At 47.0% G+C, this 26,017-nt stretch carries 23 protein-coding genes; 12 read left to right on the forward strand and 11 right to left on the reverse strand.

The annotated features are described in order from the left end of the window. Positions 1 to 246: 246 nt before the first annotated feature. From ACT6PV_RS03295 to rimI, 7 genes are all read left to right on the forward strand, one after another. Entirely contained in the window at positions 247 to 1,683 is a 1,437-nt protein-coding gene (locus ACT6PV_RS03295; protein ID WP_445115068.1) for an EcsC family protein, read from the forward strand. 168 nt (positions 1,684 to 1,851) lie between these two features. After that, positions 1,852 to 2,226 (forward strand): 30S ribosomal protein S12, encoded by a 375-nt coding sequence (rpsL, locus tag ACT6PV_RS03300; RefSeq protein ID WP_000246374.1) that lies wholly within the window; start codon positions 1,852 to 1,854, stop codon positions 2,224 to 2,226. Between the two features lie 181 nt (positions 2,227 to 2,407). Beyond that, entirely contained in the window at positions 2,408 to 2,878 is a 471-nt protein-coding gene (gene rpsG, locus ACT6PV_RS03305) for a 30S ribosomal protein S7 (RefSeq protein WP_445115069.1), read from the forward strand. 128 nt (positions 2,879 to 3,006) lie between these two features. After that, positions 3,007 to 5,142, forward strand: a complete 2,136-nt coding sequence (fusA, locus tag ACT6PV_RS03310) for an elongation factor G (protein WP_445115070.1) — start codon at positions 3,007 to 3,009, stop codon at positions 5,140 to 5,142. 95 nt (positions 5,143 to 5,237) lie between these two features. Then, a complete protein-coding gene (gene tuf, locus ACT6PV_RS03315; protein WP_445114724.1) occupies positions 5,238 to 6,428 on the forward strand; it encodes an elongation factor Tu in 1,191 nt (396 codons plus the stop codon). A gap of 231 nt (positions 6,429 to 6,659) precedes the next feature. After that, the gene (locus ACT6PV_RS03320) at positions 6,660 to 7,547 is read left to right on the forward strand and encodes a metal-dependent hydrolase (RefSeq protein ID WP_445115071.1); all 888 of its coding nucleotides are present in this window, start codon (positions 6,660 to 6,662) and stop codon (positions 7,545 to 7,547) included. Between the two features lie 164 nt (positions 7,548 to 7,711). Then, entirely contained in the window at positions 7,712 to 8,179 is a 468-nt protein-coding gene (gene rimI / locus ACT6PV_RS03325) for a ribosomal protein S18-alanine N-acetyltransferase (protein WP_445115072.1), read from the forward strand. Between the two features lie 81 nt (positions 8,180 to 8,260). Here the strand turns inward: rimI and ACT6PV_RS03330 are convergent, their stop codons facing one another. From ACT6PV_RS03330 to trxB, 4 genes are all read right to left on the reverse strand, one after another. Then, positions 8,261 to 9,076, reverse strand: a complete 816-nt coding sequence (locus ACT6PV_RS03330; protein WP_445115073.1) for an arginyltransferase — start codon at positions 9,074 to 9,076, stop codon at positions 8,261 to 8,263. 24 nt (positions 9,077 to 9,100) lie between these two features. Further along, the gene (gene aat, locus ACT6PV_RS03335) at positions 9,101 to 9,832 is read right to left on the reverse strand and encodes a leucyl/phenylalanyl-tRNA--protein transferase (RefSeq protein WP_445115074.1); all 732 of its coding nucleotides are present in this window, start codon (positions 9,830 to 9,832) and stop codon (positions 9,101 to 9,103) included. Between the two features lie 85 nt (positions 9,833 to 9,917). Further along, positions 9,918 to 11,468: a class I SAM-dependent methyltransferase gene (locus ACT6PV_RS03340; RefSeq protein WP_445115075.1), complete on the reverse strand. Its 1,551-nt coding sequence runs from the start codon at positions 11,466 to 11,468 to the stop codon at positions 9,918 to 9,920. 117 nt (positions 11,469 to 11,585) lie between these two features. After that, positions 11,586 to 12,542: a thioredoxin-disulfide reductase gene (gene trxB, locus ACT6PV_RS03345; RefSeq protein WP_445115076.1), complete on the reverse strand. Its 957-nt coding sequence runs from the start codon at positions 12,540 to 12,542 to the stop codon at positions 11,586 to 11,588. A 567-nt stretch (positions 12,543 to 13,109) separates the two neighbouring features. On the opposite strand from trxB, the gene ACT6PV_RS03350 reads away from it, so the two are divergent. Continuing rightward, on the forward strand, positions 13,110 to 16,100 hold the full coding sequence (locus ACT6PV_RS03350; protein WP_445115077.1) for a DNA translocase FtsK: 2,991 nt from the start codon (positions 13,110 to 13,112) through the stop codon (positions 16,098 to 16,100). A 26-nt stretch (positions 16,101 to 16,126) separates the two neighbouring features. On the opposite strand, the gene ACT6PV_RS03355 is transcribed toward ACT6PV_RS03350, so the two are convergent. From ACT6PV_RS03355 to ACT6PV_RS03385, 7 genes are all read right to left on the reverse strand, one after another. Next, a complete protein-coding gene (locus ACT6PV_RS03355; protein WP_445115078.1) occupies positions 16,127 to 16,666 on the reverse strand; it encodes a hypothetical protein in 540 nt (179 codons plus the stop codon). Positions 16,667 to 16,816: 150 nt separating this feature from the next. Then, complete coding sequence (locus ACT6PV_RS03360; protein WP_445115079.1) at positions 16,817 to 17,104, reverse strand: PA4642 family protein; 288 nt, start codon at positions 17,102 to 17,104, stop codon at positions 16,817 to 16,819. A gap of 97 nt (positions 17,105 to 17,201) precedes the next feature. Then, positions 17,202 to 17,474: a cell division topological specificity factor MinE gene (gene minE, locus ACT6PV_RS03365; RefSeq protein WP_445115080.1), complete on the reverse strand. Its 273-nt coding sequence runs from the start codon at positions 17,472 to 17,474 to the stop codon at positions 17,202 to 17,204. Between the two features lie 2 nt (positions 17,475 to 17,476). Beyond that, a complete protein-coding gene (gene minD, locus ACT6PV_RS03370; RefSeq protein WP_445115081.1) occupies positions 17,477 to 18,289 on the reverse strand; it encodes a septum site-determining protein MinD in 813 nt (270 codons plus the stop codon). A 66-nt stretch (positions 18,290 to 18,355) separates the two neighbouring features. After that, the gene (minC, locus tag ACT6PV_RS03375; protein WP_445115082.1) at positions 18,356 to 19,072 is read right to left on the reverse strand and encodes a septum site-determining protein MinC; all 717 of its coding nucleotides are present in this window, start codon (positions 19,070 to 19,072) and stop codon (positions 18,356 to 18,358) included. A gap of 115 nt (positions 19,073 to 19,187) precedes the next feature. Further along, the gene (locus ACT6PV_RS03380; RefSeq protein ID WP_445115083.1) at positions 19,188 to 20,252 is read right to left on the reverse strand and encodes a preprotein translocase subunit SecA; all 1,065 of its coding nucleotides are present in this window, start codon (positions 20,250 to 20,252) and stop codon (positions 19,188 to 19,190) included. Positions 20,253 to 20,284: 32 nt separating this feature from the next. After that, positions 20,285 to 21,211, reverse strand: coding sequence for an acyltransferase (locus ACT6PV_RS03385; RefSeq protein WP_445115084.1), 927 nt, complete (start codon positions 21,209 to 21,211; stop codon positions 20,285 to 20,287). A gap of 254 nt (positions 21,212 to 21,465) precedes the next feature. On the opposite strand from ACT6PV_RS03385, the gene ACT6PV_RS03390 reads away from it, so the two are divergent. From ACT6PV_RS03390 to dut, 4 genes are all read left to right on the forward strand, one after another. Next, on the forward strand, positions 21,466 to 22,116 hold the full coding sequence (locus ACT6PV_RS03390) for an OmpA family protein (protein ID WP_445115085.1): 651 nt from the start codon (positions 21,466 to 21,468) through the stop codon (positions 22,114 to 22,116). A 306-nt stretch (positions 22,117 to 22,422) separates the two neighbouring features. Then, entirely contained in the window at positions 22,423 to 23,001 is a 579-nt protein-coding gene (locus ACT6PV_RS03395) for an OmpA family protein (protein ID WP_445115086.1), read from the forward strand. Between the two features lie 239 nt (positions 23,002 to 23,240). After that, positions 23,241 to 25,280: a UvrD-helicase domain-containing protein gene (locus tag ACT6PV_RS03400; protein WP_445115087.1), complete on the forward strand. Its 2,040-nt coding sequence runs from the start codon at positions 23,241 to 23,243 to the stop codon at positions 25,278 to 25,280. An 83-nt stretch (positions 25,281 to 25,363) separates the two neighbouring features. After that, complete coding sequence (gene dut, locus ACT6PV_RS03405; RefSeq protein WP_445115088.1) at positions 25,364 to 25,816, forward strand: dUTP diphosphatase; 453 nt, start codon at positions 25,364 to 25,366, stop codon at positions 25,814 to 25,816. The last annotated feature ends 201 nt before the right edge of the window (positions 25,817 to 26,017 follow it).

Here is a 26,017-nt window from a genome sequence, read left to right on the forward strand (position 1 = left end):
GAATATCATACAGTGTGATTTCCCGGCATGACTGCCCGTCAGCAGATGATCTACCTGAAATTATCATCCATCATAGCAGAAACAATTTTAAATTCTTATGGCAAATCCATGTCTGTTGAAGCAAAGTACGGTGTGCAGATATGTTCACGGAAATAAACCTGTAAGATACAGATTAAAGTTGTGTTCAATCCGGACTGCGCCTAGTATTTACAGGCAATACGGAAACAGAAGAATGCGGGGGGAGAAATGGCAGATTCCAGTAACAGACCATCACGCGGTTTAATTTCCAGTGCGTTTGGAGTGGCTAAAAAGTTCAGCGCCGTGGGCCTGAATGCCCTGAACCATGTTGCGCCGGGAACAGTCAGTACATTTCAGGCATCAGACAAGGCTCAGGTGCTGGAAGGCGAAGTACGTGAAAAAGCTGCTTTTGAGAAGAAACACTATGATCACCCTCAGCAGATGATGCGTGAGCATCTGCCAAAAGTCTCCAGTCAGCTATTTGGTCGCCATTATAAAAGAGTCAATCAGATTGCATCGTTTATTTCTCCGCAGTTGAATGACAAATTATCCGATTATTTTTTTGATCAATTAAATGATTTTGTTTCAAAGCTCAGTTCTGTGGATGCCCTGTTACGTGAGACCGGGGTGCAGAATTTATCTGAGCTGGTTCAGGACCCTGCGCGTTCCCGGCGGATTACACGAACCATTGCCAGTCAGAATAAGCTGATTGCCGGCTTGCTGGGCGCACTGTCCGGAGGAGGGGGTGTCATTGGGGCGGCCATTGATGTCCCTGCGTCCATCGCCCTGGCATTGCGAAGCATTTATCAGACCGGGCGCGCGTATGGCTTTGAGCTGAAACCCGATGACCATGAAGTGGTTGAATATATTTTTAAACAGATTGATCTGGGGGCTGTGGCCGAAAAACAGGCGCTGCTTGCTGTAGTGCGTAATGTTGCCAGTATGACCCAGACGCATGATGTCAGTCAGTTACAGCAGTTGCTGGGCTCGGGAAATAATACTGAGATTCTGCGAAGATGGTTCTTCAGTGAAGACGGTACGGCGAAATGGTCCTGGCTGGGTCATGTGCCCCGACTGAACGGGCTTTCCAGACTGACCCCACTGGTCAGCATGGGCATCAGTGCTGTATACAGCTGGAAACTGGTTGATGATGCAACTGATCAGGCAGATCGTGTATTTTCACTGGCCCGTCAGTATTTATTGCAGCATCCCGGGCAGGCAGGAGCAGGAACATGGGCAGTCTATGAAAAAGCCGTACAGTTACAGTCGGTTGCGTTATTGTCTGCGCCTGTTGATGTACAGACCGAACAGCAACCACAGCAGCTGAAAAATACTGCTGATGCCGGTCAGGTGGCTGAACCGGATCAGAAAACTGTCAGTGACGAAACGGTAAGCCTGCAAGCGGCGCCGCGCAAAAAACAGGTCGGAAGCAGTACACAGACGGGTGCACAGCCTCAGCAGAATTCAAAAAATAAACGACAGGGGGCTGCTGTGCGTAAAACGACTGCGAAGGCGGCTGTAACCACAGGCAGCAGGAAAACAGCCGCTGCGTCCAATGCGGAAGCCGCGCAAAAAACAGTAACAAAAAAACGTGCTACGCGTAACAGCACTGTTTCTGGTGGGGCCGATCAGACTGGCCCGGCGGTGAAAAAGACAGAGCAATAAGGGCGTGTGTGCTGCATATGGATCATCCGTTCAGAAAGACGGCATCTATTGTCGAGACCGGTATTTACACGGTGTTGAATGTTGACCATTTCCGGTTCCTGGCGTACAATTGCATGCCCTCAAAAAGTGGTATTTTTTGAGGCTATTTCATAACGGGAGAATTGCCATATGGCAACAACAAATCAGTTGATCCGTAAGGGTCGCACAACTTTGGTTGAAAAATCCAAAGTTCCTGCGTTGAAGGCTTGTCCGCAACGCCGTGGTGTATGTACACGTGTATATACCACTACACCTAAAAAACCGAACTCAGCAATGCGTAAGGTTTGTCGTGTACGCCTGACTTCAGGTTTTGAAGTGTCCAGCTATATCGGTGGTGAAGGTCATAACTTACAGGAGCACAGTGTTGTGCTTATCCGTGGTGGTCGTGTTAAAGACTTACCGGGTGTACGTTACCATACCGTTCGTGGTTCACTGGACTGCGCAGGTGTTAAGGATCGTAATCAGTCACGCTCCAAATACGGTGCTAAACGTCCTAAGAAGTAATCTTTTTAAGAACAGCTTCTTAAAGGATTAAAATCCGTATTGCTTTATCGTTTCGCTTGTCTGATTTCTGCATATATTTCTGTGAAATTCAAGCGACGTGTAGTAAGGCCAGCGAATAGTACATGACACTTTGTACTCATGCTGGATCAACCTGAAGTGTCATATTTATAGGTGTATTAAAATGCCAAGACGTCGCGTAGTCGCTGCCCGTGAAATCCTTCCGGATCCTAAGTTCGGCAGCCAAACAATCGCTAAATTCATGAACCACGTGATGCAGGATGGTAAAAAATCCATCGCTGAAAGTATCGTTTACGGTGCGCTGGAACGTGTTCAGGAAAAAAACAAAGTAGATCCGGTTGAATTTTTTGAAGCAACGCTTGAAAAAGTTCGTCCAATGGTCGAAGTGAAGGCACGCCGTGTAGGTGGTGCTACTTATCAGGTTCCTATGGAAGTGCGCCCATCCCGTCGTACTGCCCTGGCGATGCGCTGGTTGGTAGACGCTGCTGCTAAGCGTTCTGAAAAAACCATGGCGTTACGTCTTGCCGGAGAGTTGCTTGACGCAGCTGAAGGTAAAGGCTCAGCGATCAAAAAACGTGAAGATGTGCACCGTATGGCTGAAGCCAACAAAGCTTTCTCTCACTACCGCTTCTAAGCGGCTAAAACAGGCCTTAATCAGGAAAGATGCAGACATTTCATAGCTTTGTCATCTAATCGCTTTAAGTTGTCGTCAGCTTAAAGCGTCCTGTTTTAAACAAACAAAATTTAGGAATGCAAGAAATCATGGCTCGTCAAACCCCAATTTCTCGTTACCGTAACATTGGTATCTCTGCGCACATTGATGCAGGTAAAACAACAACAACTGAACGTATTTTGTTCTACACCGGTGTATCCCATAAAATTGGTGAAGTACATGATGGTGCAGCAACAATGGACTGGATGGAACAGGAGCAGGAACGTGGTATTACCATTACTTCTGCTGCAACAACATGTTTCTGGTCCGGTATGGGCAACCAGTTTCAGCAGCACCGTATTAACGTTATTGACACCCCGGGACACGTTGATTTCACCATTGAAGTGGAACGTTCCATGCGTGTGCTTGACGGTGCGTGCATGGTTTACTGTGCAGTGGGCGGTGTACAGCCTCAGTCTGAAACCGTATGGCGTCAGGCAAACAAATACAAAGTGCCGCGTCTGGCATTTGTGAACAAGATGGACCGTACCGGTGCCAACTTCTTCCGTGTTGTTGAACAAATGAAAACACGCCTTGGTGCGAACCCGGTGCCTATCGTTGTGCCAATCGGTGCAGAAGATATTTTCCAGGGGGTTGTTGACCTGATCGAAATGAAAGCGATCATCTGGGATGAAGCATCTCAGGGTATGAAGTTTGAATACGGTGACATTCCTGCTGACCTGGCGGATACTGCTGCTGAATGGCGTACCAACATGGTTGAAGCCGCTGCAGAAGCATCAGAAGAGCTGATGGACAAATACCTGGAAGAGGGTGATCTTTCCAAAGAAGATATCATTGCAGGTTTGCGTGCGCGTACACTGGCGTCTGAAATTCAGGTGATGCTGTGTGGTTCTGCATTTAAAAACAAGGGTGTTCAGCGTATGCTGGATGCCGTGATTCAGTTCCTGCCATCACCGACTGAAGTGAAGGCGATTGAAGGGGTTCTGGATGACAAGGCAGAAACCAAAGCATCCCGTGAAGCATCTGATGAAGCACCGTTCTCTGCGCTTGCATTCAAAATCATGAATGACAAATTCGTGGGTAACCTGACGTTCGTCCGTGTTTACTCCGGCGTACTGAAACAGGGTGATGCAGTTTATAACCCGGTTAAATCCAAGCGTGAACGTATTGGTCGTATCGTACAGATGCATGCCAATGAACGTCAGGATCTGGATGAAATCCGTGCGGGTGACATTGCTGCGTGTGTGGGTCTGAAAGACGTAACCACGGGTGATACACTGTGTGATGAGAAAAACATCATTACACTTGAACGTATGGAATTCCCTGAGCCGGTAATCGCACTGGCGGTTGAACCCAAGACCAAGGCTGACCAGGAAAAAATGTCAATCGCTTTAGGGCGTCTGGCCAAAGAAGATCCATCATTCCGTGTTCGTACTGATGAAGAATCAGGTCAGACCATTATTGCGGGGATGGGTGAACTTCACCTGGACATTATCGTTGACCGTATGAAGCGTGAATTCGGTGTTGAGGCAAACATTGGTAAACCGATGGTTGCTTACCGTGAAACAATCCGTAAGGTTGTGGAACAGGAAGGTAAGTTTGTTCGTCAGACAGGTGGTAAGGGTAAATTCGGTCACGTTTATGTACGTCTGGAACCGCTTGATCCTGAAGCAGGTAAAGATTACGAATTTGCGGAAGAAGTTGTCGGCGGTGTGGTACCGAAGGAATTCTTTGGTGCAGTTGACAAGGGTATTCAGGAACGTATGAAGAATGGTGTTCTTGCCGGTTACCCAATTGTGGGCGTCAAGGCTGTTCTTTATGATGGTTCTTACCATGATGTCGACTCTGACGAATTGTCGTTCAAAATGGCGGGTTCCTATGCCTTCCGTGATGGTTTCATGAAAGCAGATCCTGTGTTACTTGAACCGATCATGAAAGTTGAAGTTGAAACGCCGGAAGACTATATGGGCGATATCATGGGTGACTTAAACCGTCGTCGTGGTATGGTTCAGGGGATGGATGATCTGCCTGGTGGTACCAAAGCCATCCGTGCTGAAGTTCCGCTTGCTGAGATGTTCGGTTATGCAACTCAGATGCGTTCCATGTCTCAGGGGCGTGCGACATATTCAATGGAATTTGCCAAATATGCAGAGACTCCACGTAACGTGGCTGACGGCATCATTTCCAAATTCCAGTCAGGTGGTAAAAAAGGTGACGACGAGTAATCTTTCGATTACTATAAGCCCAAACTAATTCATAGTTAAAAAACCAAGTGCTCATGGAGTGACCCTCCATGAGTAGTTTAAAAAGGAAGATCATCATGGCTAAGGCTAAGTTTGAACGTAATAAGCCACATGTTAACGTGGGTACAATTGGTCACGTTGACCATGGTAAAACAACATTAACCGCTGCGATTGCAACAATCTGTGCAAAAACTTACGGCGGTGAAGCGAAGGACTATGCAGCAATCGACTCTGCACCGGAAGAAAAAGCACGTGGTATTACCATTAATACCTCCCACGTGGAATACGACTCTCCAACCCGTCACTATGCACACGTAGACTGCCCGGGCCACGCCGACTATGTAAAAAACATGATTACCGGTGCAGCTCAGATGGACGGCGCGATCCTTGTATGTGCGGCAACTGATGGTCCAATGCCACAGACCCGTGAACACATCCTGCTTTCCCGTCAGGTGGGCGTACCTTACATTCTGGTCTTCCTGAACAAGTGTGACCTTGTTGATGACGAAGAACTGCTTGAACTGGTTGAAATGGAAGTGCGTGAACTGCTGTCCACTTACGACTTCCCGGGTGATGACACTCCTGTAATCCGTGGTTCAGCACTTGCTGCGCTGAATGGTGATGCCGGTCAGTATGGTGAATCTGCAGTTCTTGCGCTGGTTGAAGCGCTGGATTCCTACATTCCTGAGCCTGAGCGTGCCATTGACAAAGCCTTCCTGATGCCGATTGAAGATGTATTCTCCATTTCCGGTCGTGGTACTGTTGTGACCGGTCGTGTTGAATCCGGTATTGTCAAAGTGGGCGAAGAAGTGGAAATCGTTGGTATCAAGGATACCGTGAAGACGACTGTAACCGGCGTTGAAATGTTCCGTAAATTGCTTGACGAAGGTCGTGCAGGCGAGAACTGTGGTGTACTTCTGCGCGGAACCAAGCGTGAGGAAGTGCAGCGTGGTCAGGTACTTTCCAAGCCGGGCGCAATCAAGCCACACACGAAATTTGATGCGGAAGTTTATGTACTTTCCAAAGAAGAAGGTGGTCGTCATACGCCATTCCTGAACGGCTACCGTCCACAGTTTTACTTCCGTACCACGGATGTAACCGGTGCGATCCAGCTGAAGGAAGGTGTTGAAATGGTGATGCCGGGTGACAACGTTGAAATGTCAGTTGAACTGATCCACCCGATTGCGATGGATCCGGGTCTGCGTTTTGCGATCCGTGAAGGTGGCCGTACCGTAGGTGCTGGTGTTGTTGCGAAAGTTACTGCATAATCCACTGCTGAGTTATATACGATACGCTATCGTGTAAAAAAGCGCTCCTTATGGGGCGCTTTTTTTCGGTCTGTTGAATAGATTGTCTGACAATTCAGGCTGAAGATTGTCCTTAAGTGATATTGGCATGACCTTAACTGAACTTATGCTAAATTGAGAAAAACTTAAAATAACAATGAACAACAAAGATAAAAGTGTGCAGTGAAAGCGCATTGAACAGGAGGTTACACCATGAATGTCAAGGTCAATATTTCAAATCGTGCGGGCGCATCCTTCCCGGTACGCCGTATGCATTTCGATTTTGCTGCAGTGCCGGAATACTGGGTGAATGGTTCCGCAGGGCTCACTCACTTTATGACCGCATTATCGGCCTTGTTTCCGGCTGGTGAAAAATATTTTATAGACAGTGTACGGGCGGTACGACAGCATCCTGCCGTTCAGGACAATGAAGAACTGCAAAAAGAGATCAGCGCCTTTATTGGCCAGGAAGCCATGCATACACATGAACATGCCGGATTCAATACAGCAGCTCAGAAATTCGGTCATGATGTGGCTGCACTGGAAGCACATACGGATATGGTTATTCAGACGGCACGTAAATATGCAGGACGGGCCCTTAAACCATTGGGGATTACTCAGGAAATGTTTGATCTGCTGGGCACCACGGCGCTTGAACATTTTACTGCAACCATTGCATCACAATTATTGGTGAATCAGCATATTCAGTCACTGATGACTGATCCCACCATGTCCGCCATGTGGTACTGGCATGCCGTTGAGGAAAATGAGCATAAAGCGGTGGCCTATGATGTATTTGAAAGCATATTCGGCAAGGGCATGAAGGCTTATCTGGCGCGTTGCAGTTCGCTGACTGTTGCCATGCTGATCCTGTTTGTTGTGCAGTCATATTTTGTGATGCGCCTGCTGTATGCAGATAAAAAACTGAATTTTGCATCGGTCAGGGATATTTATACCTATGCCTACAGTCCATCCAGGGGAATTATCAGTGGTATGGGGCGGGAAATGCTGGCGTATTTCAGACCGGGATTCCATCCGAATGATCATGATACCCATGCTTTGCTTGATGGCTGGAAAGCCCGGCTGGGATTGCCCTCCTGAGTGGCCTGGTGTCTTAACGCATATATTTTAAGGCAGACGGATTGCTGTATGCTGTATCCTGCTAGTGGGCGGGTGCTGCATGCATCCGACAGATTATTGTCTTGCTATAGGTTTTGCTGCGGTAATTTCCTATAATTCAGTTTTCCCCTGAAAGATGCAGAAAAATGATCCGGTCAATGCGAAAAGCTGATGTCCAGACTGTTGCAGCACTTGAAAACATGGTGCAGAGTCATCCATGGACGCTGCAACAGTTTGAAGAATCCGTGGAGGCCTATCAGAGTACCGTGATTGAGCACCAGGGTCAGGTGGTTGGCTTCTGCATTCTGCAGCCTGTTCTTGATGAAGCCAATTTATTGCTGATGGCCATCCATCCCGGGCAGCAGGGTAAGGGTTTAGGGTTTCAGTTGCTGGATGCGTCCATTGCACAATTAAACAATCAACCGCTGCAGATTTTCCTGGAAGTGCGGGAAAGTAATCATGCTGCCATCAGGTTGTATGAAAAATCAGGTTTTCATCAGATTGACCTGCGACCCCATTATTATCCGAAAACGGATGGTGGCCGGGAGCATGCCATGATTATGGTGAAATCCTGTAATGATGATTTTGCCGCATTATTCAGATCGCCCACATAGCATTTGCATTTTTGTTTTTCCATGTTGAAAAGTAAGCGTCGCATGGCATACCTGTTTGCAGGAAACCGAATCAAATCCGGCTTATTTCATCATCAGTTCATCCCATTCAGAGGACAGTGTGGTCATCAGCATTTCCCCCAGCTGCTCGATTTCCTGCTGACCCAGACTACGGTTTAAACGGCGCCATTGGCCATCCAGCAATAATTCAATGGGGGCATACTGGGATTTATAATTCATTTTATTTGAATGCGGTACCCAATACCCGAGATAGACAAATTGCTGTCCCAGGGATCGGACATATTCAATCTGACTGAGAATGGCAAATACCCCCAGCGATCTACGGCTTTCATCCGGATCAAAAAAAGTATAGACCGCTGACAGGCCATCATCCAGCAGATCACAGGTGGAGACACTGATCAGTCGCTCATCTTTCCACAGCTCCAGAAAAAAACTGTCGGTACAGCTGTGCAGCAGGAATTTTTCAAACTGGTCGTAACTGGGCGGGAACATGTCGCCATCGGCATGCCGTTCAATAATATATCTTTCATACAGTTGATAATGCACAGAACTTGCCTGAGACGTCGGAATGATGCGCATGCTGAGATCCTGGTTGCGTTTCCAGGCTTTTTTCTGGGTGCTGCTCATCTGGAAGCTGGTCACAGGAACCCGGCAGGACAGACATTGCCGGCATAAATGGCATTCCGGGCGGTATACAAAGTCACCACTACGTCTGAAACCGAGCCTGGACAGCTCGGACAGGGTCACCACATCGATACGGTGGACAGGATCCAGGAAGACCATGCGCGCAGATTTATGTTCAAGATAACTACAGTCGTGTGGGGGAGTGATGTAGTACTGCAAGTCATTTAACAGGGACTTCGGATGATAAGAGTTCATGGCTTTCAGTGTCCCCCCGTATGATCATTCCATTAGTTGCAGATTTTCTGCAATCAGCTTACTTGAAAATACACCTTCCTGATAGCTTTTCCAATCGATTGCTGGCTGTTTCACAACATCCTGTAACGATTTTAGATACTGCTGCCGAGAAAGTGTGCAGGCGCCCAGGCTGAGCAGGTGGTCATTAACCAGCTGGCAATCGATCCACGGCAGCTGATGTTGCCGTCCAATCAGCATCAGGGTATAAAAAGCCATTTTCGATACATCGGTTTCCGTGCTGAACATCGATTCACCAAAGCAGCCTTTGCCAATGGTCACCCCATATAATCCGCCGATGAGCTGTTGCTGCTGCCATACTTCAATACTGTAGGCATAACCTGCATCAAATAACTGACAGTAACCCTGAATAATGTCTTCGGAAATCCAGGTTTCACTGGTGTAGCTGCGGGGCAGGGAACATGAGCGGATCACCTGTTCAAATGCATGATTCACCGTGATTCGGTAATCCATTTTTTTCATGTTGCGCAGCAGTGATTTATTGGCGTGATAATCCTGTGGCCGGATAATACAGCGGGGTTCCGGGCTCCACCAGCAAATGGGTTCATCTTCTGAAAACCACGGAAATAAACCGTGGGTATAGGCTTCATACAGCGTGGAAGCAGAAAGATCTGCGCCAATACAGATCAGTCCCTGTGCATCAGGATCTGTGATGATGGGATCCGGAAAGATAAATTCTGATGGCGCTAATCGGGTCATTGATGTTCATTTTAAGCAAAACAGGGAGATCTGTTTCATTTTAACTGATCCTTCGCTGTTCCGTCCTGAAATAAGCGGAAAAGTTTTATGCAAAAAGTTTCAGCTGACGGGCAATCTGAATTTTATCACTGTCCAGGAAAGCCTGTGCTTTGCCGTGGATAATTTTCAGGCTGTCCTGTTCATCAGAAACCGATTTACCGTCTTTGTCCAGCACCAGCCAGTTGAGTTGTTTCAGAATATTCTGTAAATAGGCGGCCATCTCTGCTGGTGTTTGCAGACCTTCCAGTAAATATGCCCGGTAAAACAACTGAGTGAACTGGTCTGTCGGAATGCCAATGCCGGTCACCGGACAGGCCAATGCCTGATAACTGGCATGATAACTGGCCTGTTGCAGCAGATAATGATTCAGCTGCTGTGCATACTGCAGCATTTCTGCTGTAGGTTCAGCCTGGCAGGGCTGGGCAAGGCCCAGATGACAGAGAATGACCAGGGCATTCAGCAGTTTTGAATAATTATGCTGAGGTATTGCCTGTTCCAGTTCGGCCAGGGTCTGGGGCTGGTAATCTGCATTTTTAAAATGTGCTCCCAGTGGCTCATAAATTTCCTGGATTAAGTTAAATTCCCCCAGATAGCCGTTAATACTTTTTGGCAGGGTCTGCGGTGATGTCAGCAAGACAAAGGCAGTATCACGTAAGCGTTGCCGGGTCTGGAGGGGAGGTAAATTATTTTTGCCCCGGATGAATAAATCACGCCGGAACTGAGTATTTGCAAAATAATCACGGCATTGTTCCTTAAATATCGGATGTTCAATACCGTTTAAAAACTGCTGATGCGCTTCGGAAAAGTTAATGTTGTCCAGGTGAGTATTCAGATCTGTTGATCCGGCATAGGAAAGTTTAATTTCTTCAAGCGTTCTGACTACCTGCTGAAATGAAAAACACTGCCAGTCCTGATTCAGATATTCATGAATCAGGTAATTGGGATTTTGATTTCTCAGATCCTGGACCTTATTTAAGACATTTGGGTTTTTCTGGGCAAAAATGGGATTCTGTTTTAACAGCGCTTCACTGAAGTCCAGTGAGTCCCTGACTTTTTGCAGTGGATTGGTACTGGTGCTGTTGAATTTGAAGTGGCTATGGAACAATTCGCGAATGGGCATATTGGCCGCCCAGCCGGTGACACAGTTGTAGCTGATATAGACAATACCGTTCGGCTTCAGAAATTTACGCATGAACTGGAGAATAATGTGCTGATTTTCATGACTGATCCAGCTCCAGATGCCATGCAGGCTGATGGAGTCAAACATCGGTAAATTTTTATTCAGTAGTTCTTCAAAACTGGCATCATAAAACTGATGCGGTACATCACTCTGTTCGGCCAATACATTGGCATGTGCAGCATGTGCAGGATTAAAATCGGTCCCTGTAAATAAGCCAAAACTGGATGCAGCATGAATATTCAGGCTAACTCCCTGTCCGAAACCGAGTTCACAGTGCATATGGTCCTGACTGGATGCGGGACAATCGACGCCATTTAACAACAGGCAGAATTTTTGATAGTTTGGGCTTAAGTCCCGATAATAACCATAGGTATAATTCACCTCGGTCTGATAGCCATCTGTCCAGTTTGTTGTCATTGTTTCCTCATTAGATTCATTGTCGGTCTTGTCCTGATCTATTTATAAATCAAAAATAAATAAACCGCCATGAAGGCGGTTTATTGTTACAAAAAACGTCATCAGAGGAAGGCCGGGTTATTCCAGGTTATCCAGGTAACGGTCAGCATCCAGCGCTGCCATACAGCCAGAAGCAGCCGAAGTAATCGCCTGACGATACACATGATCTGCCACATCACCGGCAGCAAAGACGCCCGGGACAGAGGTTGCAGTGGCATTGCCACTGGTTCCACTGTGCACCTGAATATAACCGTTATGCAGTTTAAGCTGACCTTCAAACATTGCCGTATTCGGTTTATGGCCAATGGCCACGAATAGCCCCTGAACATCGACATTCTGTGTACTGCCATCCCGGGTGGATTTCAGGCGGATGCTGTTTACACCGGAACTGCTGTCACCCAGCACTTCATCGACCTCATGGTTCCAGATGATGCTGATCTTGCCCTCTTTTTCTTTATCAAACAAATGATTCTGAATGATTTTTTCAGAGCGCAATTTATCGCGGCGATGCACCAGTGTCACGTGTGAAGCAATATTGGACAGATACAGCGCTTCTTCAACAGCGGTATTTCCGCCTCCAATTACCATGACGTTCTGGTTTTTATAGAAGAAACCGTCACAGGTGGCACAGGCACTGACTCCCTGACCCATATAAGCCTGCTCGGATTCAAGTCCCAGATATTGTGCGGTCGCACCGGTGGCAACAATCAGTGCATCACAGGTGTACTCGCCCATATCACCTTTTAATACGAATGGACGTACCTGTAGATCCACTTCATTGATATGGTCATAAAGGATTTCTGTACCAAAACGTTCAGCATGCGCTTGCATGCGTTCCATCAGGGCAGGGCCTGTCAGACCTTCAGGATCACCGGGCCAGTTTTCAACGTCTGTTGTTGTTGTCAGCTGACCCCCCAGCTGCATACCCGCAATTAAAACCGGATTTAAATTGGCGCGGGCTGCATAGACTGCTGCACTATAACCTGCCGGACCTGAACCTAAAATAATTAAGCGTGAGTGACGAGCGTTGCTCATTTCTGCCATCCTTTATAAAGAAAATTATACAATCTGCTAAAATTATACGTGAAACGCTGCCGTCGTGGTGTGGATTTGATGTGGATAATATTGATCATCTGTATCGAATTGGACTATGAACACCGGGAACCCTATGAATCATTGCCCCCGTTCATGACGGTGTACCCAGGGTCGTCGGCATGGTGCAGTTTGGTCTTGCCGGCAGACCGTAAAGTAAGAGAAGCGTGAAGGAAGCAGGGAAGTAACGTAAAAAAACACCGGACACTGAGGGGTTTGCTAAAATTGCCACATTGTTCAGCTGATGACCGTGGTGTGCTGATGGTCATCTGTTGATTGATGAAGCTCTGTTGATCTGCTGACCGATCATGTTCATGAGAACAGCCCCGGTGTCTCAGAAACAGCTTCGACAGAGCGTGAATATGGCAATTCATCAATGAATTGTGATTTTATCCCTGTGTATCGTGCATCTTTTTTGGCAGAACAGGTGCATAATATAAAAGATTTCCTTTGAAAGCAGCATTTGCTTTAATAAAAGAATATGACGAATTACTGGTTACAGGACAATATATGACTGCGGTGTCAAGTGTTTATGCACAGCGCTTATTATTCACATTATTCCTGGTTTCATCCGGGATCTATCTGTTTCTGGCAACAGTAACGTATACCCCGTTTGATCCTGGCTGGATGCATATTTCCAGTGATACCCAGCAGGTGTCCAATGCAAGTGGTGTCGCAGGTGCCTGGATTGCCGACTTACTGTTTGGATTCCTGGGTTGGGCGAGCCTGCTCATTCCGGTTTTCCTGTTTATTGAGGCCGTGCAGGTCTGGTGGCCGTTCAGCTTTCTGAATCGTCCGTTTCGTTATGCGGCTCAGTTCTTTATTCTTTTAAGTGCTGCAGGGTTGTTTTATCTGTTATGGAATGTTCCGGCAGATACGCTGGACAATGCCGCTGGCGGCATTATTGGCTATGAACTGGGAGCCAGTCTGTCTCAGCAGCTGACGACTTATGGGGCAGTTGCCTTACTTATTCTGATGCTGGGGATTCTGTTTACCCTGGCTTTTGGGGTGCAGTGGAACAGAAGCTGGGCAACCTTAAAGGCAACGCCGGCCTATCTTCAGGATTTATTTTATAAGAATGTGCCTGAAAGTGAATCTGCGTATGATCTGACCACACCATCCGCAGCACAGCAGAAATCAGCACAGGCCCGGGAAAATGGGAATGCACTGACACAACAGCCGGGGGGCACACTGGCGGGAACTGCTGTTCAGGCTGCATCAGCACAGCAGGCAGCTACAGCAGTGCATGTTGCTGATGCTCAGGAATATCCTGCTGCTGAAATGCCGGATGAAGATTTTGAAGCCATGCTGGAAAAAGCACACTGCATGGAACGGGACAGTCAGCGGATTGTCCCGACCGGAGAGGTGTGGAAAGCCGTCGGACGTGAACATAATCATAACCAGGAAATTGATGCCCTGCTTCGGGCTGCCGATGATGATTCCTCAGGTCATTCACAACCTGACCCGACCCAGTTATTGCAGACCCGGCAACGTCTGAATCATACACAGGCTCCGTCTGTACCACAGAAACGCAATATTGACTGGGATGATGATCAGGTCTTTGATGAATTACTGGCTGTGGTGCCTGGGGCCGCGGTCTCTGCGGATGCTGCTTCTCCAGTCATGCCGGATCAGGTCAGTCCTGACCAGACCCATCATAATCAGACCAACTCCAGTCATAATCTGGCTGCTGAGCTGGATGACCTGGCTTTACTGGTGGATGAAGACATCCGCACACCGGCAGCACGCACCACAGGCAATTATGCGCAGTCAACACCTTTTGTCCAGGCGGAAATTCAGACCACACTGCAAGGCGCTTCAGCCGTTTCTGAAGAAGAAAAACAGCGGATTTCTGCGAATAAGGACGCATTCAGGGAAGCCTGGCAGGAAACAGCGGACCAGTCAGCTGCACTGGAAGAAATTGAACCGGATGATGACTTTGATCTGGATGCACCATTGACCGATGCCTTTGGGCGACCAATGTCACGGGCCATGCAGGTGGCACAGAAACGTCGTGATTTATCGCCATTACCTGGTCTGGACATGTTGGATGATGTTGATCCGAATAAGAAAGTCAACTTTACTGCGGAACAGCTGGCGCGGTTGTCCGAACTACTTGAGATCAAACTGCAGGAATTCAATGTCAAAGCCAAAGTGATTGAGGCTCAGCCGGGTCCTGTGGTGACCCGTTTTGAGCTTGATCTGGCACCGGGAGTGAAAGCTTCCAAAGTGACCAATATTTCGCGGGATCTTGCCCGTTCCATGTCCATGGCTTCGGTGCGCGTGGTTGAGGTGATTCCTGGTAAACCCTATATTGGTATTGAAGTACCCAACAGTTCACGGGAAATGGTGCGTCTGATTGAATTGCTTGAAACGCCGACTTACCGTGACCCCAACAGTCTGATTTCCATGGCGATGGGTAAGGATATTTCCGGGAATCCGGTGCTGACTGATCTGGCCCGTGCACCGCATATGCTGGTTGCCGGCACGACAGGTTCCGGTAAATCGGTTGCTGTCAACGCCATGATTTTATCGATGTTGCTGAAATATACACCGGATCAGTTGCGTCTGATTCTGATTGACCCGAAACAGCTGGAACTGGCCAATTATAACGATATTCCACATCTGTTGACACCGGTTGTCACCGATATGAAGGATGCAGTCAGTGCGCTGAATTGGTGTGTCAATGAAATGGAACGCCGCTATAAGCTGATGTCATTTCTGAAAATCAGGAAGCTGTCTGACTATAACCGCAAGGTGGAAGAAGCCATTGCCAATGGTGAAGACCTGATTGATCCCACCTGGAAGCCCGGTGATTCGGCGACACAGGAGCGTGCAGCGCGATTGACACCCTTACCTTCCATTGTCATTGTGGCGGATGAATTTGCCGACATGATCATGCAGGTCGGAAAAAAAGCCGAAGAAATGATTACCCGCCTGGCACAGAAATCACGGGCAGCCGGGATTCATTTATTGCTTGCAACTCAGCGGCCCTCAGTGGATGTCATTACTGGTCTGATTAAGGCCAATATTCCCACCCGGGTTGCCCTGCGGGTCAACAGTAAGATTGACTCCCGGACCATTCTGGATGCCGGTGGTGCTGAAGACTTACTGGGTCATGGCGATATGTTGTTTCTGGGGCCGGGAAAAATTGAGCCGGAACGTGTGCATGGTGCATTTATTTCAGATGATGAAGTGAACCGTATTTGTGATGCATGGCGGGAACGCGGTGATCCGGATTATGTCGATGAAATTTTAACGCCATTTGATGAAGAACCCACCGTCCGTGGTTTTGAAGATGCAGAGGGCGGTTCTGACCGGGATGCATTGTATGATCAGTGCGTGTCCTTTGTACTGGAAACCCGTAAGGCATCCACATCATCACTGCAGCGGAAGTTCAGTCTGGGCTATAACCGTGCGGCACGGATCATTGATCAGATGGAAGAAAATGGCATTGTCAGTTCAATGGGTGCCAATGGTAAGCGTGATGTTTTAGTTTAAATCCTGGAGTTGCAATAATAAAATTACTATTGCAACTCTAAGAAAAAGAGTCCGATTAAAGTAAGTATCCAAAAAATGGAACAGATAATAATGAGAATAATTTGTGCTGTATTAAATTTTTCTTGTTCAATGACAACGAAATTACTTGATTGTTTTTTTGCATAATTCAGTGCTTCAAAGGCAGGCAAAAGAAATACAAAACTGAATGTTGATATCAGCCAATATGGGTCGGGAAGGTGAATTGATAAGAGCATAACAATATAGCCGATAAACATCCAGCCAGCAGAAAAGTCATCGGAATAATGCTTTTCTTTTGCATAACTCTTAATATGATTAAATAGCGAATATAAGAAAAATATAGCAAATACTGCCCGAAGTGCAGGCATAATATTTAAACGATCTTTTCGCATAAAAAAACGCCATGCTTTAAATAGCCACCACACTTCATATAAACCTAACGAAATCAAACATAAAAATATAAATTTATTTCGGCTGATAATTCTTTGCTCTTCTATTTGGTATGTATTTGAACTTGTTTCAGCTGTATTATCATTGGTTATCGTCATGATTCTTCCTTGAATGAAGTTATGTTGGAAGTATCAAAATTATTTTGATATTTGTATTGTGATTTAAAGTATTGTAATAATTAAATGAATAGTAGTGAAGATGATTTCGAATAAAAAACCTGCATTGAGCAGGTTTTTTATGGATAGTGATTAAGCAAATTTTGCTAAAACAACTAAAAACTCATCTTTTTGACGTGGAAATTCTGCAATGACATCATGAATGCGCTTTCCTTCGGGGTTGGTGGCGTTCAGGTCCCTGCCTTCGGCAACAAAGCGGGTCAGCAGGCGTTCATAGTCTGCCGGACGCATATGCTTGAAGGCATGATACAGCACATGAAAATCTGCGTGGGTGCCTTCAGGAGGAAGCTGGTTTAAATAGGCAAAAACACGCTCGTCTGACCATTCTTCATTGAACGTTGCTGGCTGGGAAAGTGCCATGACCATATCTCCTCAATCTGGGCATTGAATTAAAAAAGGCAAAATAACCTGCGTTATTTTGCCTGCGATCCGTTCAATTGACTAATCAATAATGAAATTAACGTTCTTCAGGTAAATTGATATTCATTTCCAGCATTTCAAGATTTGCTTCGGAACGGACCTGCATTTGAATGTGCTGCTCATCCACACCGCGGACATAGCGATTGACCACCTGCATAATTTCTTTTTTCATCTGGTCAATTTTTTCCTGGCTCAGACGTCTGCCCAGACCCTGTTCAGAGGCAACAATGACCTTTAAACGATCTTTTGCAGTCTGTGCGCTGGACGGCTTATCATCACTGCTAAAAAGTTTACTCCAGAATCCTGCCATTGTTATGCTCCAAATAGTCGTGCTAACCAGCCTTTGGGTTTTACGGTGATATGACGATAAGGACGCTCTTCACCTAAGAAACGGGCCACAAGATCATCATATGCCTGTCCGGCACTGGTTTCTTCATAGAGAATTACAGGTTTACCTTCGTTGGAAGCCTGTAATACGATTGGACACTCAGGAATCACCCCTAAGGTCGGCACCCGGAGAATATCCTTGGAAATGTCATCAATGGTCAGCATTTCCTGTTTGTCTGCACGTTCCGGGTTGAAACGGGTAATACACAGATGCTTACGGATACGGCCTTCATTCTGTTCCACTTTTTTGGTTTTGCTGTCGAGCATGCCAATAATGCGGTCTGAGTCCCGGACTGAAGAAATTTCAGGGTTGGTCACAATAATGGCTTCATCTGCATGATACATCGCCAGGATCGCACCCCGTTCAATCCCTGCCGGTGAGTCACAGATAATATAGTCAAATTCCTGAGACAGTTCTTCCATGACACGGGCAACACCGTCATCTGTCAGGGCATCCTTATCACGGGTCTGTGAAGCGGGCAGGATATATAAATTTTCAATATCCTTGTCACGGATCAGTGCCTGCTGTAAGCGGGCTTCATTATTCAGGACATTGACAAAGTCGTAAACGACACGGCGTTCACAGCCCATAATCAAATCCAGGTTACGTAAACCGACATCAAAGTCGATAACAACAGTTTTATGTCCACGACGGGCTAAGCCTGTTGCAAAAGATGCACTTGTTGTAGTTTTACCTACGCCACCCTTGCCTGATGTAACGACAACAATTTTGGCCACCGAATCCACTCCTGTTATGGTCATATACCCTTAAAAATAAGGTTTTATGGGGTCTTAATCTATACTTTAAAATTGCAGGACGTCAAATACAAGTTCCTGCTGATCATTCAGGTAAATATGCACAGACTTCCTGATCACATGCTGTGGGATATCATCTGCGACACAATATGTTCCTGCAATGGAAACCAGCTCGGCTTCCAGTGAATGACAAAAAATTCTTGCGGCAGTATTTCCACCTGCACCGGCAATGACTCTACCACGAATACTGCCATAGATATGTATATTTCCTGAAGCGATGACTTCGGAACCGCTGTTGATTCCGGCATTCAGGATGACATCGCCATGATCCTGGACAATACTTTGCCCGGTGCGCAGAATCTCATCATGATAGGTGGTTGCATAACTGAGACCCCGGCTGGTCCCGGCCGCTGGTTTCTGTCCAGGGCCGGCAACCGCAGCAGGGGTTTCCACAATCTGTTCCCGGGTCGGTTTGATGCGCTGTAATGGACGATCTGCCGGCAATACCGGAAACTGAATGGCCCGTGCCTGATCTCCCAGTAAACCATCAATTACAGCCATTGGCTGTAAATCCAGGCTACTTAATAACTGGATCAGAGCAATCAACTCCTGCTCAACCGTAGTGTCAAGAATGACCAGTGCCCCCTGCCAGGAGGTTTCACCCATCATTTCAGAGAGTTGCTGGCGGATGGCATCGTGGTCATTTGTATCCAGGGTTAATCGGGTAAAATTAACCATTCTGCCTGTAATCCGTATATCAGCCATAATTATTCCTTAAAAGGCATGTGACTTAAATTGCTGTGACCGGGTCATCAATGGGTGAATCAGCGCAAATGCTAGAACATATTGACTGAATTCTCCAGCGAAGATACAAATAATTTCAATGGATTGATTCATCTTTCGCCTGATCATTTTTTTCTAATTCAAGTTGCCATTGTTTAATTTTCACCTGTTTCCTGACTGATTCTAAACTTTCATAGACGGCGGATTCAACCAGTTGCTCAAGGACCTGATTTTCTATATTCACATGACTGATTTTTTCTGAAATCAGCTGATAGATGGCGTTGGGTTGGGTCGCTGTACCGGTGGCCAGGGGCTGGATCAGGCCCTGGGTGATATTTTCGCCCAGTTGCTGACCGATATTCTGAATCTGATGTTCAATCATGCTGCCGGCAATGGGAATCAGTCTGAGCAACTGGGTCAGCTGCGGGGTGTCTTCAACCGCCTGTCTGACAATCTGACCGACGCTTGTGGAAATCAGTTGTTGTCGACTGTTCAACTCTGTTGCCAGTGACTCCTGCAACAGTTCAGTCAGTGCCCTGGCAAACAGTTCCCGGTGGTGATCCACCAGATCATGAATGATTTTTTTATGGGTTGAACTGGTTTCCAGTTCAGTGCGGATACTGTCAATGACGGTAATGACTACCCGGTCTGAAAGCTCTTCCATCACCAGTCGGTAATAAAACAATCCCTGTTTTTTCAGACCGGCAGGGACCACCTGATAACCGAGCTCATGCAGCCGATAGGCAATGATTGCGGCCCGGATCAGCCTTAAAAAGCGCAGATAGGGAATAATGGCCAGTACTTCATACCAGTGAACAAAGGGAAAAAAGAACCAGCGTTTATGATGCCTGTAAATAATCGCAATCAGCCAGCGCAGCAGTAACTCTGCCACCAGGAAGCTGATAAACCAGCTTTCGGTTTTGATCACCCAGGGATGCAGATCCGATTTGTAAAATTGCAGCAGTGGCGATAAATGAATCTGATCAAACAGCCAGCCACCGAAATTGCTCATCAAAAGTGCGTTGGCGCCAAGACAGATCAGATTGACGATAATCAGGATCATCATGAAAATGTCGTAAATTAAAAACAATTTCCATGCAGCTGTGTTGTGCTGTGTTGCCGATAAGCCTTTTTTAGCGGCAGGCTGAGTCTGATCCGTCATATGTCCCTGGTCATAATTTCAAGAAGCGGGGTTTAAGGTGCCGATTGAGCATGGTTTTGTTTCATGCGATTAATGAGCTGATCCTTGTCACGCCAAAGCTGATCCACCCATTGCTGAAAACGTTCCCGGTATTCGGCATCTTCTTCATAGTTACCGCCGGCAACCCATTCCGGAATTTCAATTTTACGCAGATTGACGGCAATGCTGGATACATCCCCCAGCCAGAAATTGCCATAACCGGGGGCACCGTCCGGATAGACAATGGTCATATCCACCAGTGCATCAATCTGATCACCCAGAATATTCAATGCAAGGGCCAGGCCGCCGGCTTTGGGTTTCAGCAAATTGTCATAGGGAGAGTTTTGCTGCGCATGTTTTTCCGGGCTAAAGCGGGTGCCTTCAAGATAGTTCAGCAGTGTGAATGGCTGGCTGAGCAGTTGTTCACAGGCTTTACGGGCTTCTTCCAGGTCACGATATTTCAGCGCCGGATTTCTGGCAATCTGTGCCTTACTGTGACGTTTCATCATGGGGAACCCCAGGATTTTAAACGCCGGGCCGACGAAGGGGATGAAAATCAGTTCCCATTTGGTGAAAAACCGGGTCAGTGGCATGCGTTTCAGACCAAAGTACTGATTGACCGTGGTATCCACCCAGCTCTGATGGTTACAGGTCATCAGGTAACGGCCCTGCATGCTCAGGTCCAGGTTTTCGTCAACGCTGATGTCCCATTTTAATTGTGGCAAAACATGATCAATCAGCCAGTTGTTTACCTTCAGCCAGTTGTTTGTGATGTTGATATTGGCTTCATCGATTTTTCTGGAGGCTCCGAAAATTTTGGTTAATCCCAGCACCAGAACAGGTGGACCATGTAAAAAAGTACTGCCTGTAATGATAGAACCAATGGTCAGGCCATTGGTGATTTTTTTTAAAAGGGGCGGTTTTTTCTGCTGAGACGACATGGAGCAAGTCCTGACTATAAATTAAATAAGTTTAATGAATACACCACACATTGGATAATATAGTCGCAGCCAGATAAATAAAAAAGCATCAAATACGGATGATGTGTAAAATATGATAAAGTGGGCATTGGTTTTTTATAAAACATTACAAAATGTAAACACTAAGTTGAATTTAAACAAAATATCAATGTTTAAACTATACCTACTGGACCATTATGGTCACTGACAAAAAACACAATTTCTGGAGACGTATCATGCGTGCACTTGCAATTTCGACTGTAGTAGGGGCATTAGTATTATCAGGCTGTCAATCTACAGGGAATAACATTGGCGGTGTTGAATATGACAAAGCTGCCCTGGGTTCCCTGATTGGTGCTGCTGCCGGTTACGGTATTTCCAAGGGAAATGCCAATAAATCATCACAAAACAATCGTGCGTTGGCTATTGGTGCACTTGTAGGTGCGGGTGCAGGTCTGTATCTTGACAACAAAGAGAAGAAACTGCGTCAGCAAATGGCAGGTACCGGTGTGGAAGTCAACCGTAATCCGGATGGTTCCGTCGGTTTGGTGATGCCGGGTAATATTACGTTTGACACCAATAAATCAAGCATTAAACCGAACTTCTATACCACCCTGAACAAGGTTGCTCAGACACTGACTGAAGACAACAAGAGTGCAATTCTGGTGACTGGTTATACCGATAGTACCGGTAATGACTCCATCAACATTCCATTGTCTCAGGCACGTGCACAGGCAGTTGCAAACTACCTGGCCGGTCAGGGTGTGCCAGGCGGGCGTATTAATGCTCAGGGCCATGGTGCTGAAAATCCGGTTGCAGATAATAATACGGCATCAGGCCGTGAACAGAACCGTCGTGTTGAAATCAGCATTTATGCGACAAGCTGATGATCCACTGATCTAAGGATCAGTCGCACAGAGCCGAATCGTGGGGAACCATGATTCGGTTTTTTTATGCGTATCAGTTTCGGGTGATGGGCAGCTGCTGATTAAACAGGCCCTATTAAAATAGACCCACCCTGCAAAAATAGATCATACAAATATGGGACATCAATCCGGGCATGCAGATAATGGCAACATGCGTTATTGTATATGGGTGGCTGAATGAAAGTTATTTTGTGATTTTATTTTGATCATGGTTTATTTTCATGATCACTGAACTTAAAAATGATTTGATTTGACGGAGTTTTTCCAATGCGTGCCTTGTTGATTTCAATGGTGGCCGGTGTTTGTGTCCTCGCCGGCTGTCAGCATGTGCAGAATGACAGGATAGCAACAACCGGGGTGGGACTCGGTGCGCTTACGGGATCCGCAGTGGCCGGCGCCGATGATATGTTGCTTGACCGCAAGGAAGCACGGCTCAGGCAGGAACTGACTGGCAGTGGGGTCAGTGTCAGCCGTGATCCGGATGGTGCGATTCAACTGGTGATGCCTGCAGCCACCTTTGCCAGCAGCTCGGCGACCATTCAGCCACCATTTCAGACCGCACTGGACCATATTGCCCGGGTGCTGAACGAGGGCAACAGCACCGGTCAATTGCGTCTGGTGATTCATGGCCATACCGATCGCTCTGGAAATGACAGTATTAATATTCCCCTGTCCCACAGTCGGGCACGTGCGGTGGTGGCTTACCTGGCTGCACAGGGGGTTCCGTCACAGCATATGATGGCGCAGGGTTATGGCTCCGGCGCACCCATTGCAGATAATGCCACGGCGTCAGGCCGTGAACGGAATCGCCGTGTGGAAATTACGGTGTCTGTTGTCCGGTCATGACAAGCTGCCAGGTTAAAGTCAGATCCGGGCATTCGGCTCAGCCTATGCGTGATTCTGGGTGAAACTGTTGTTCAGCCGCTTTCGGCGAGACCGGTTTTTAAAGTGATCAATGGGGGGATTTTCCCTGCCAGGCTTGTCCATGTCAGTGGATTTTAATTTTCGTTATTTTCGTTGATTAAGGTTATGCAAGTCAGGTGCAGATGACTATAATCTAGCGCTGAATGCAACGAGGAACAATGATGTCAAAGGCAAGTCAATTAAACGACAGGCAACTTGAAGCCATGAAATATACTCAGGGCCCCTTGTTGGTACTTGCCGGTGCCGGTTCAGGCAAGACATCAGTGATTACCCGTAAAATTGCGTATCTAGTACAGCAATGCGGCATTCCGGCATATCGTATCACCGCCATGACCTTTACCAACAAAGCCGCACGGGAAATGAAGGAACGGGTGACCAGGCTGTTGTCCAGGGAGGAAGCAAAGGGTTTATCGGTTTCCACGTTCCATACTTTCGGCCTGAACCTGTTGCGGATGGAATTGAAACATACGCCACTGAAAAGTAACTTTTCCATTCTCGATGCAGATGACTGTAAGCGCATTCTCATGGACCTGATGCATCGTGACAATCTGTCCGGCGCAGAAAGTAAGGAGTTGATTGCAAAGGCCATGAAAAAGATTTCAGACTGGAAAAATGATCTGATTTTACCGGAACAGGCACACAATACCTGTGAAACCCAGGACGATGTTCAATTTGCCCATTTGTATCAGCTCTATGAACGGAATCTGCGCGCCTATAATGCCGTGGATTTTGATGATCTGATTGTTATGCCGACGCGATTACTGCAGGAAAATGCAGAAGTGCGCGATAAGTGGCAGAATCGGGTTCGCTATCTGCTGGTGGACGAATATCAGGACACCAATACCGCACAATATATCCTGGTGAAACTGCTGGTCGGAGTCATGGGGCAGTTTACAGCTGTGGGCGATGATGACCAGTCCATTTACGCCTGGCGTGGTGCCCGGCCTGAAAATATGGCCCTGCTCAAGCAGGACTTTCCCAATCTGAAAGTCATCAAACTGGAACAGAACTATCGATCCACCAGCCGCATTTTAAAGGCGGCCAATCACGTCATTGAAAATAACCCGCATATTTTTGACAAAAAACTGTGGAGTGATAAGGGGCATGGCGATGTGATCCGGGTAATTACCTGCCGTAATGATGATGATGAATCAGAACGTGTGGTCAAGGATCTGCTGACGCATAAACTGATGAATGGTAAAAGCTGGAAAGATTACGCAGTGCTGTACCGGGGTAATTTTCAGGCACGGGTGCTGGAAACACAACTCCGTCAGATGCAGATTCCCTATAAATTGTCCGGCGGACAGTCCTTCTTTGGCCGGGCTGAAATTAAGGATATCATGAGTTATCTGCGCCTGATCATTAACCCTGAAGATGACAGTGCATTCCTGCGGATTATCAATACTCCGAAACGGGCCATTGGTCCTGTGACACTGGAAAAACTGGGGCTTTTTGCCCAGCAGAATCATCTGTCCCTGTTGGCTGCGGCGCAGGATCAGCGTCTGAGCATGGTCATTCCGAAAAAGGCTACTACCCAACTGGCTGAATTTTCAGGCTTCATTGAGGCATTTACCCGTGAGTTGCTGGATGATGATGAACCCGTACCCAAAGTTCGCCAGATGATGAATGAAGCCGGCTATATTGATTATATCCGGGAGCAGGCGGCGACTCCGGCACAGGAAAAAACTAAGCTGGACAATATTGAAATGTTGTACAGCAGTATTCAGAGTCTGATTAACCGGGCCGAAAATGTCGATGAAAAAAATATTGAAAGTGTGATTCGTAAAATGGTGCTGCTGGATATGCTGGAGCAACAGCAGGAAGAAGAAGATACCGATAAGGTCAATCTGCTGACGCTGCATGCATCCAAGGGACTGGAATTTCCCTATGTGTATATCATGGGGCTGGAAGAGGAATTGTTGCCACATAAAAACTCGATTGCGGCGGAAACCATTGAAGAAGAACGGCGATTGATGTATGTGGGCATTACCCGTGCTCAGCAGGGGCTGACTTTAACCCTGGCGGAACAGCGGAAAAATGGCGGTCAGATGAAACAGATGACCCCCAGCCGTTTCCTGGATGAGTTACCACAGGATGAACTGGACTGGATGGGGCGCAGGAAAAAACTGGCTGAAAATGTAGATCCAAAGTTACAGGCTCAGCAGTATCTGCAGAACCTGAAAGCACTTTTAAAACGTTAAGGAGCTGCTTTAAAACATGAAGGACTGCAATGTGCAATTGCAGTGTACATCTTTGAATTTTAAAAACTGACAGGATTGTAAATATGAAAGTTCAGCTGAAAGTACTGGATCCACGACTGGGTCAGCAATGGCCAATGCCAACGTATGCAACCACGGGTTCAGCGGGGCTGGATCTGCGTGCATGTGTGGAAGAGACGATTCAGATTGAACCGGGACAGACAGTACTGGTTAAAACCGGGATGGCAATTTATATTGAAGATCCGAATTTTGCCGGTTTAATTCTGCCCCGTTCAGGGCTGGGGCATAAACATGGGATTGTGCTTGGCAATCTGGTGGGCTTGATTGACTCGGATTATCAGGGTGAGTTAATGGTCTCTGTATGGAATCGTAGCCAGACCACATTCAGTCTGGAACCAGGTGAGCGGCTGGCGCAGTATGTCTTGGTGCCTGTGGTGCAGGCAGAGTTTAACCTCGTGACTGATTTTGTTGCCACTGAACGCGGTGCCGGCGGTTTTGGGCATACCGGGAAAAATTAATTGGCTGAATGGCGGGTGTGTAGTGGCAGGTTGACAGAGCTATCGGCCGGTAATGTAACAAAAAATATATTTAAAATCGGAGCATACTGGTATCAAATGAATGCCCAGCTATAGCAGCGATGAATGTCGGCTGCAATACCGCATATCTTTATTGTCAGTTTGCTTCACTTCTGAATAGGCTGGGATTTAAGCAACCGGATG

This window comes from Acinetobacter sp. WZC-1, from assembly GCF_052544965.1.

Bases quoted from the DNA above. Each gene is read 5' to 3' on its own strand.
- ACT6PV_RS03295 (WP_445115068.1), top strand. From the start codon at position 247: ATGGCAGATTCCAGTAACAGACCATCACGCGGTTTAATTTCCAGTGCG.
- rpsL (WP_000246374.1), top strand. From the start codon at position 1,852: ATGGCAACAACAAATCAGTTGATCCGTAAGGGTCGCACAACTTTGGTT.
- rpsG (WP_445115069.1), top strand. From the start codon at position 2,408: ATGCCAAGACGTCGCGTAGTCGCTGCCCGTGAAATCCTTCCGGATCCT.
- fusA (WP_445115070.1), top strand. From the start codon at position 3,007: ATGGCTCGTCAAACCCCAATTTCTCGTTACCGTAACATTGGTATCTCT.
- tuf (WP_445114724.1), top strand. From the start codon at position 5,238: ATGGCTAAGGCTAAGTTTGAACGTAATAAGCCACATGTTAACGTGGGT.
- ACT6PV_RS03320 (WP_445115071.1), top strand. From the start codon at position 6,660: ATGAATGTCAAGGTCAATATTTCAAATCGTGCGGGCGCATCCTTCCCG.
- rimI (WP_445115072.1), top strand. From the start codon at position 7,712: ATGATCCGGTCAATGCGAAAAGCTGATGTCCAGACTGTTGCAGCACTT.
- ACT6PV_RS03330 (WP_445115073.1), bottom strand. From the start codon at position 9,076: ATGAACTCTTATCATCCGAAGTCCCTGTTAAATGACTTGCAGTACTAC.
- aat (WP_445115074.1), bottom strand. From the start codon at position 9,832: ATGACCCGATTAGCGCCATCAGAATTTATCTTTCCGGATCCCATCATC.
- ACT6PV_RS03340 (WP_445115075.1), bottom strand. From the start codon at position 11,468: ATGACAACAAACTGGACAGATGGCTATCAGACCGAGGTGAATTATACC.
- trxB (WP_445115076.1), bottom strand. From the start codon at position 12,542: ATGAGCAACGCTCGTCACTCACGCTTAATTATTTTAGGTTCAGGTCCG.
- ACT6PV_RS03350 (WP_445115077.1), top strand. From the start codon at position 13,110: ATGACTGCGGTGTCAAGTGTTTATGCACAGCGCTTATTATTCACATTA.
- ACT6PV_RS03355 (WP_445115078.1), bottom strand. From the start codon at position 16,666: ATGACGATAACCAATGATAATACAGCTGAAACAAGTTCAAATACATAC.
- ACT6PV_RS03360 (WP_445115079.1), bottom strand. From the start codon at position 17,104: ATGGCACTTTCCCAGCCAGCAACGTTCAATGAAGAATGGTCAGACGAG.
- minE (WP_445115080.1), bottom strand. From the start codon at position 17,474: ATGGCAGGATTCTGGAGTAAACTTTTTAGCAGTGATGATAAGCCGTCC.
- minC (WP_445115082.1), bottom strand. From the start codon at position 19,072: ATGGCTGATATACGGATTACAGGCAGAATGGTTAATTTTACCCGATTA.
- ACT6PV_RS03380 (WP_445115083.1), bottom strand. From the start codon at position 20,252: ATGACGGATCAGACTCAGCCTGCCGCTAAAAAAGGCTTATCGGCAACA.
- ACT6PV_RS03385 (WP_445115084.1), bottom strand. From the start codon at position 21,211: ATGTCGTCTCAGCAGAAAAAACCGCCCCTTTTAAAAAAAATCACCAAT.
- ACT6PV_RS03390 (WP_445115085.1), top strand. From the start codon at position 21,466: ATGCGTGCACTTGCAATTTCGACTGTAGTAGGGGCATTAGTATTATCA.
- ACT6PV_RS03395 (WP_445115086.1), top strand. From the start codon at position 22,423: ATGCGTGCCTTGTTGATTTCAATGGTGGCCGGTGTTTGTGTCCTCGCC.
- ACT6PV_RS03400 (WP_445115087.1), top strand. From the start codon at position 23,241: ATGTCAAAGGCAAGTCAATTAAACGACAGGCAACTTGAAGCCATGAAA.
- dut (WP_445115088.1), top strand. From the start codon at position 25,364: ATGAAAGTTCAGCTGAAAGTACTGGATCCACGACTGGGTCAGCAATGG.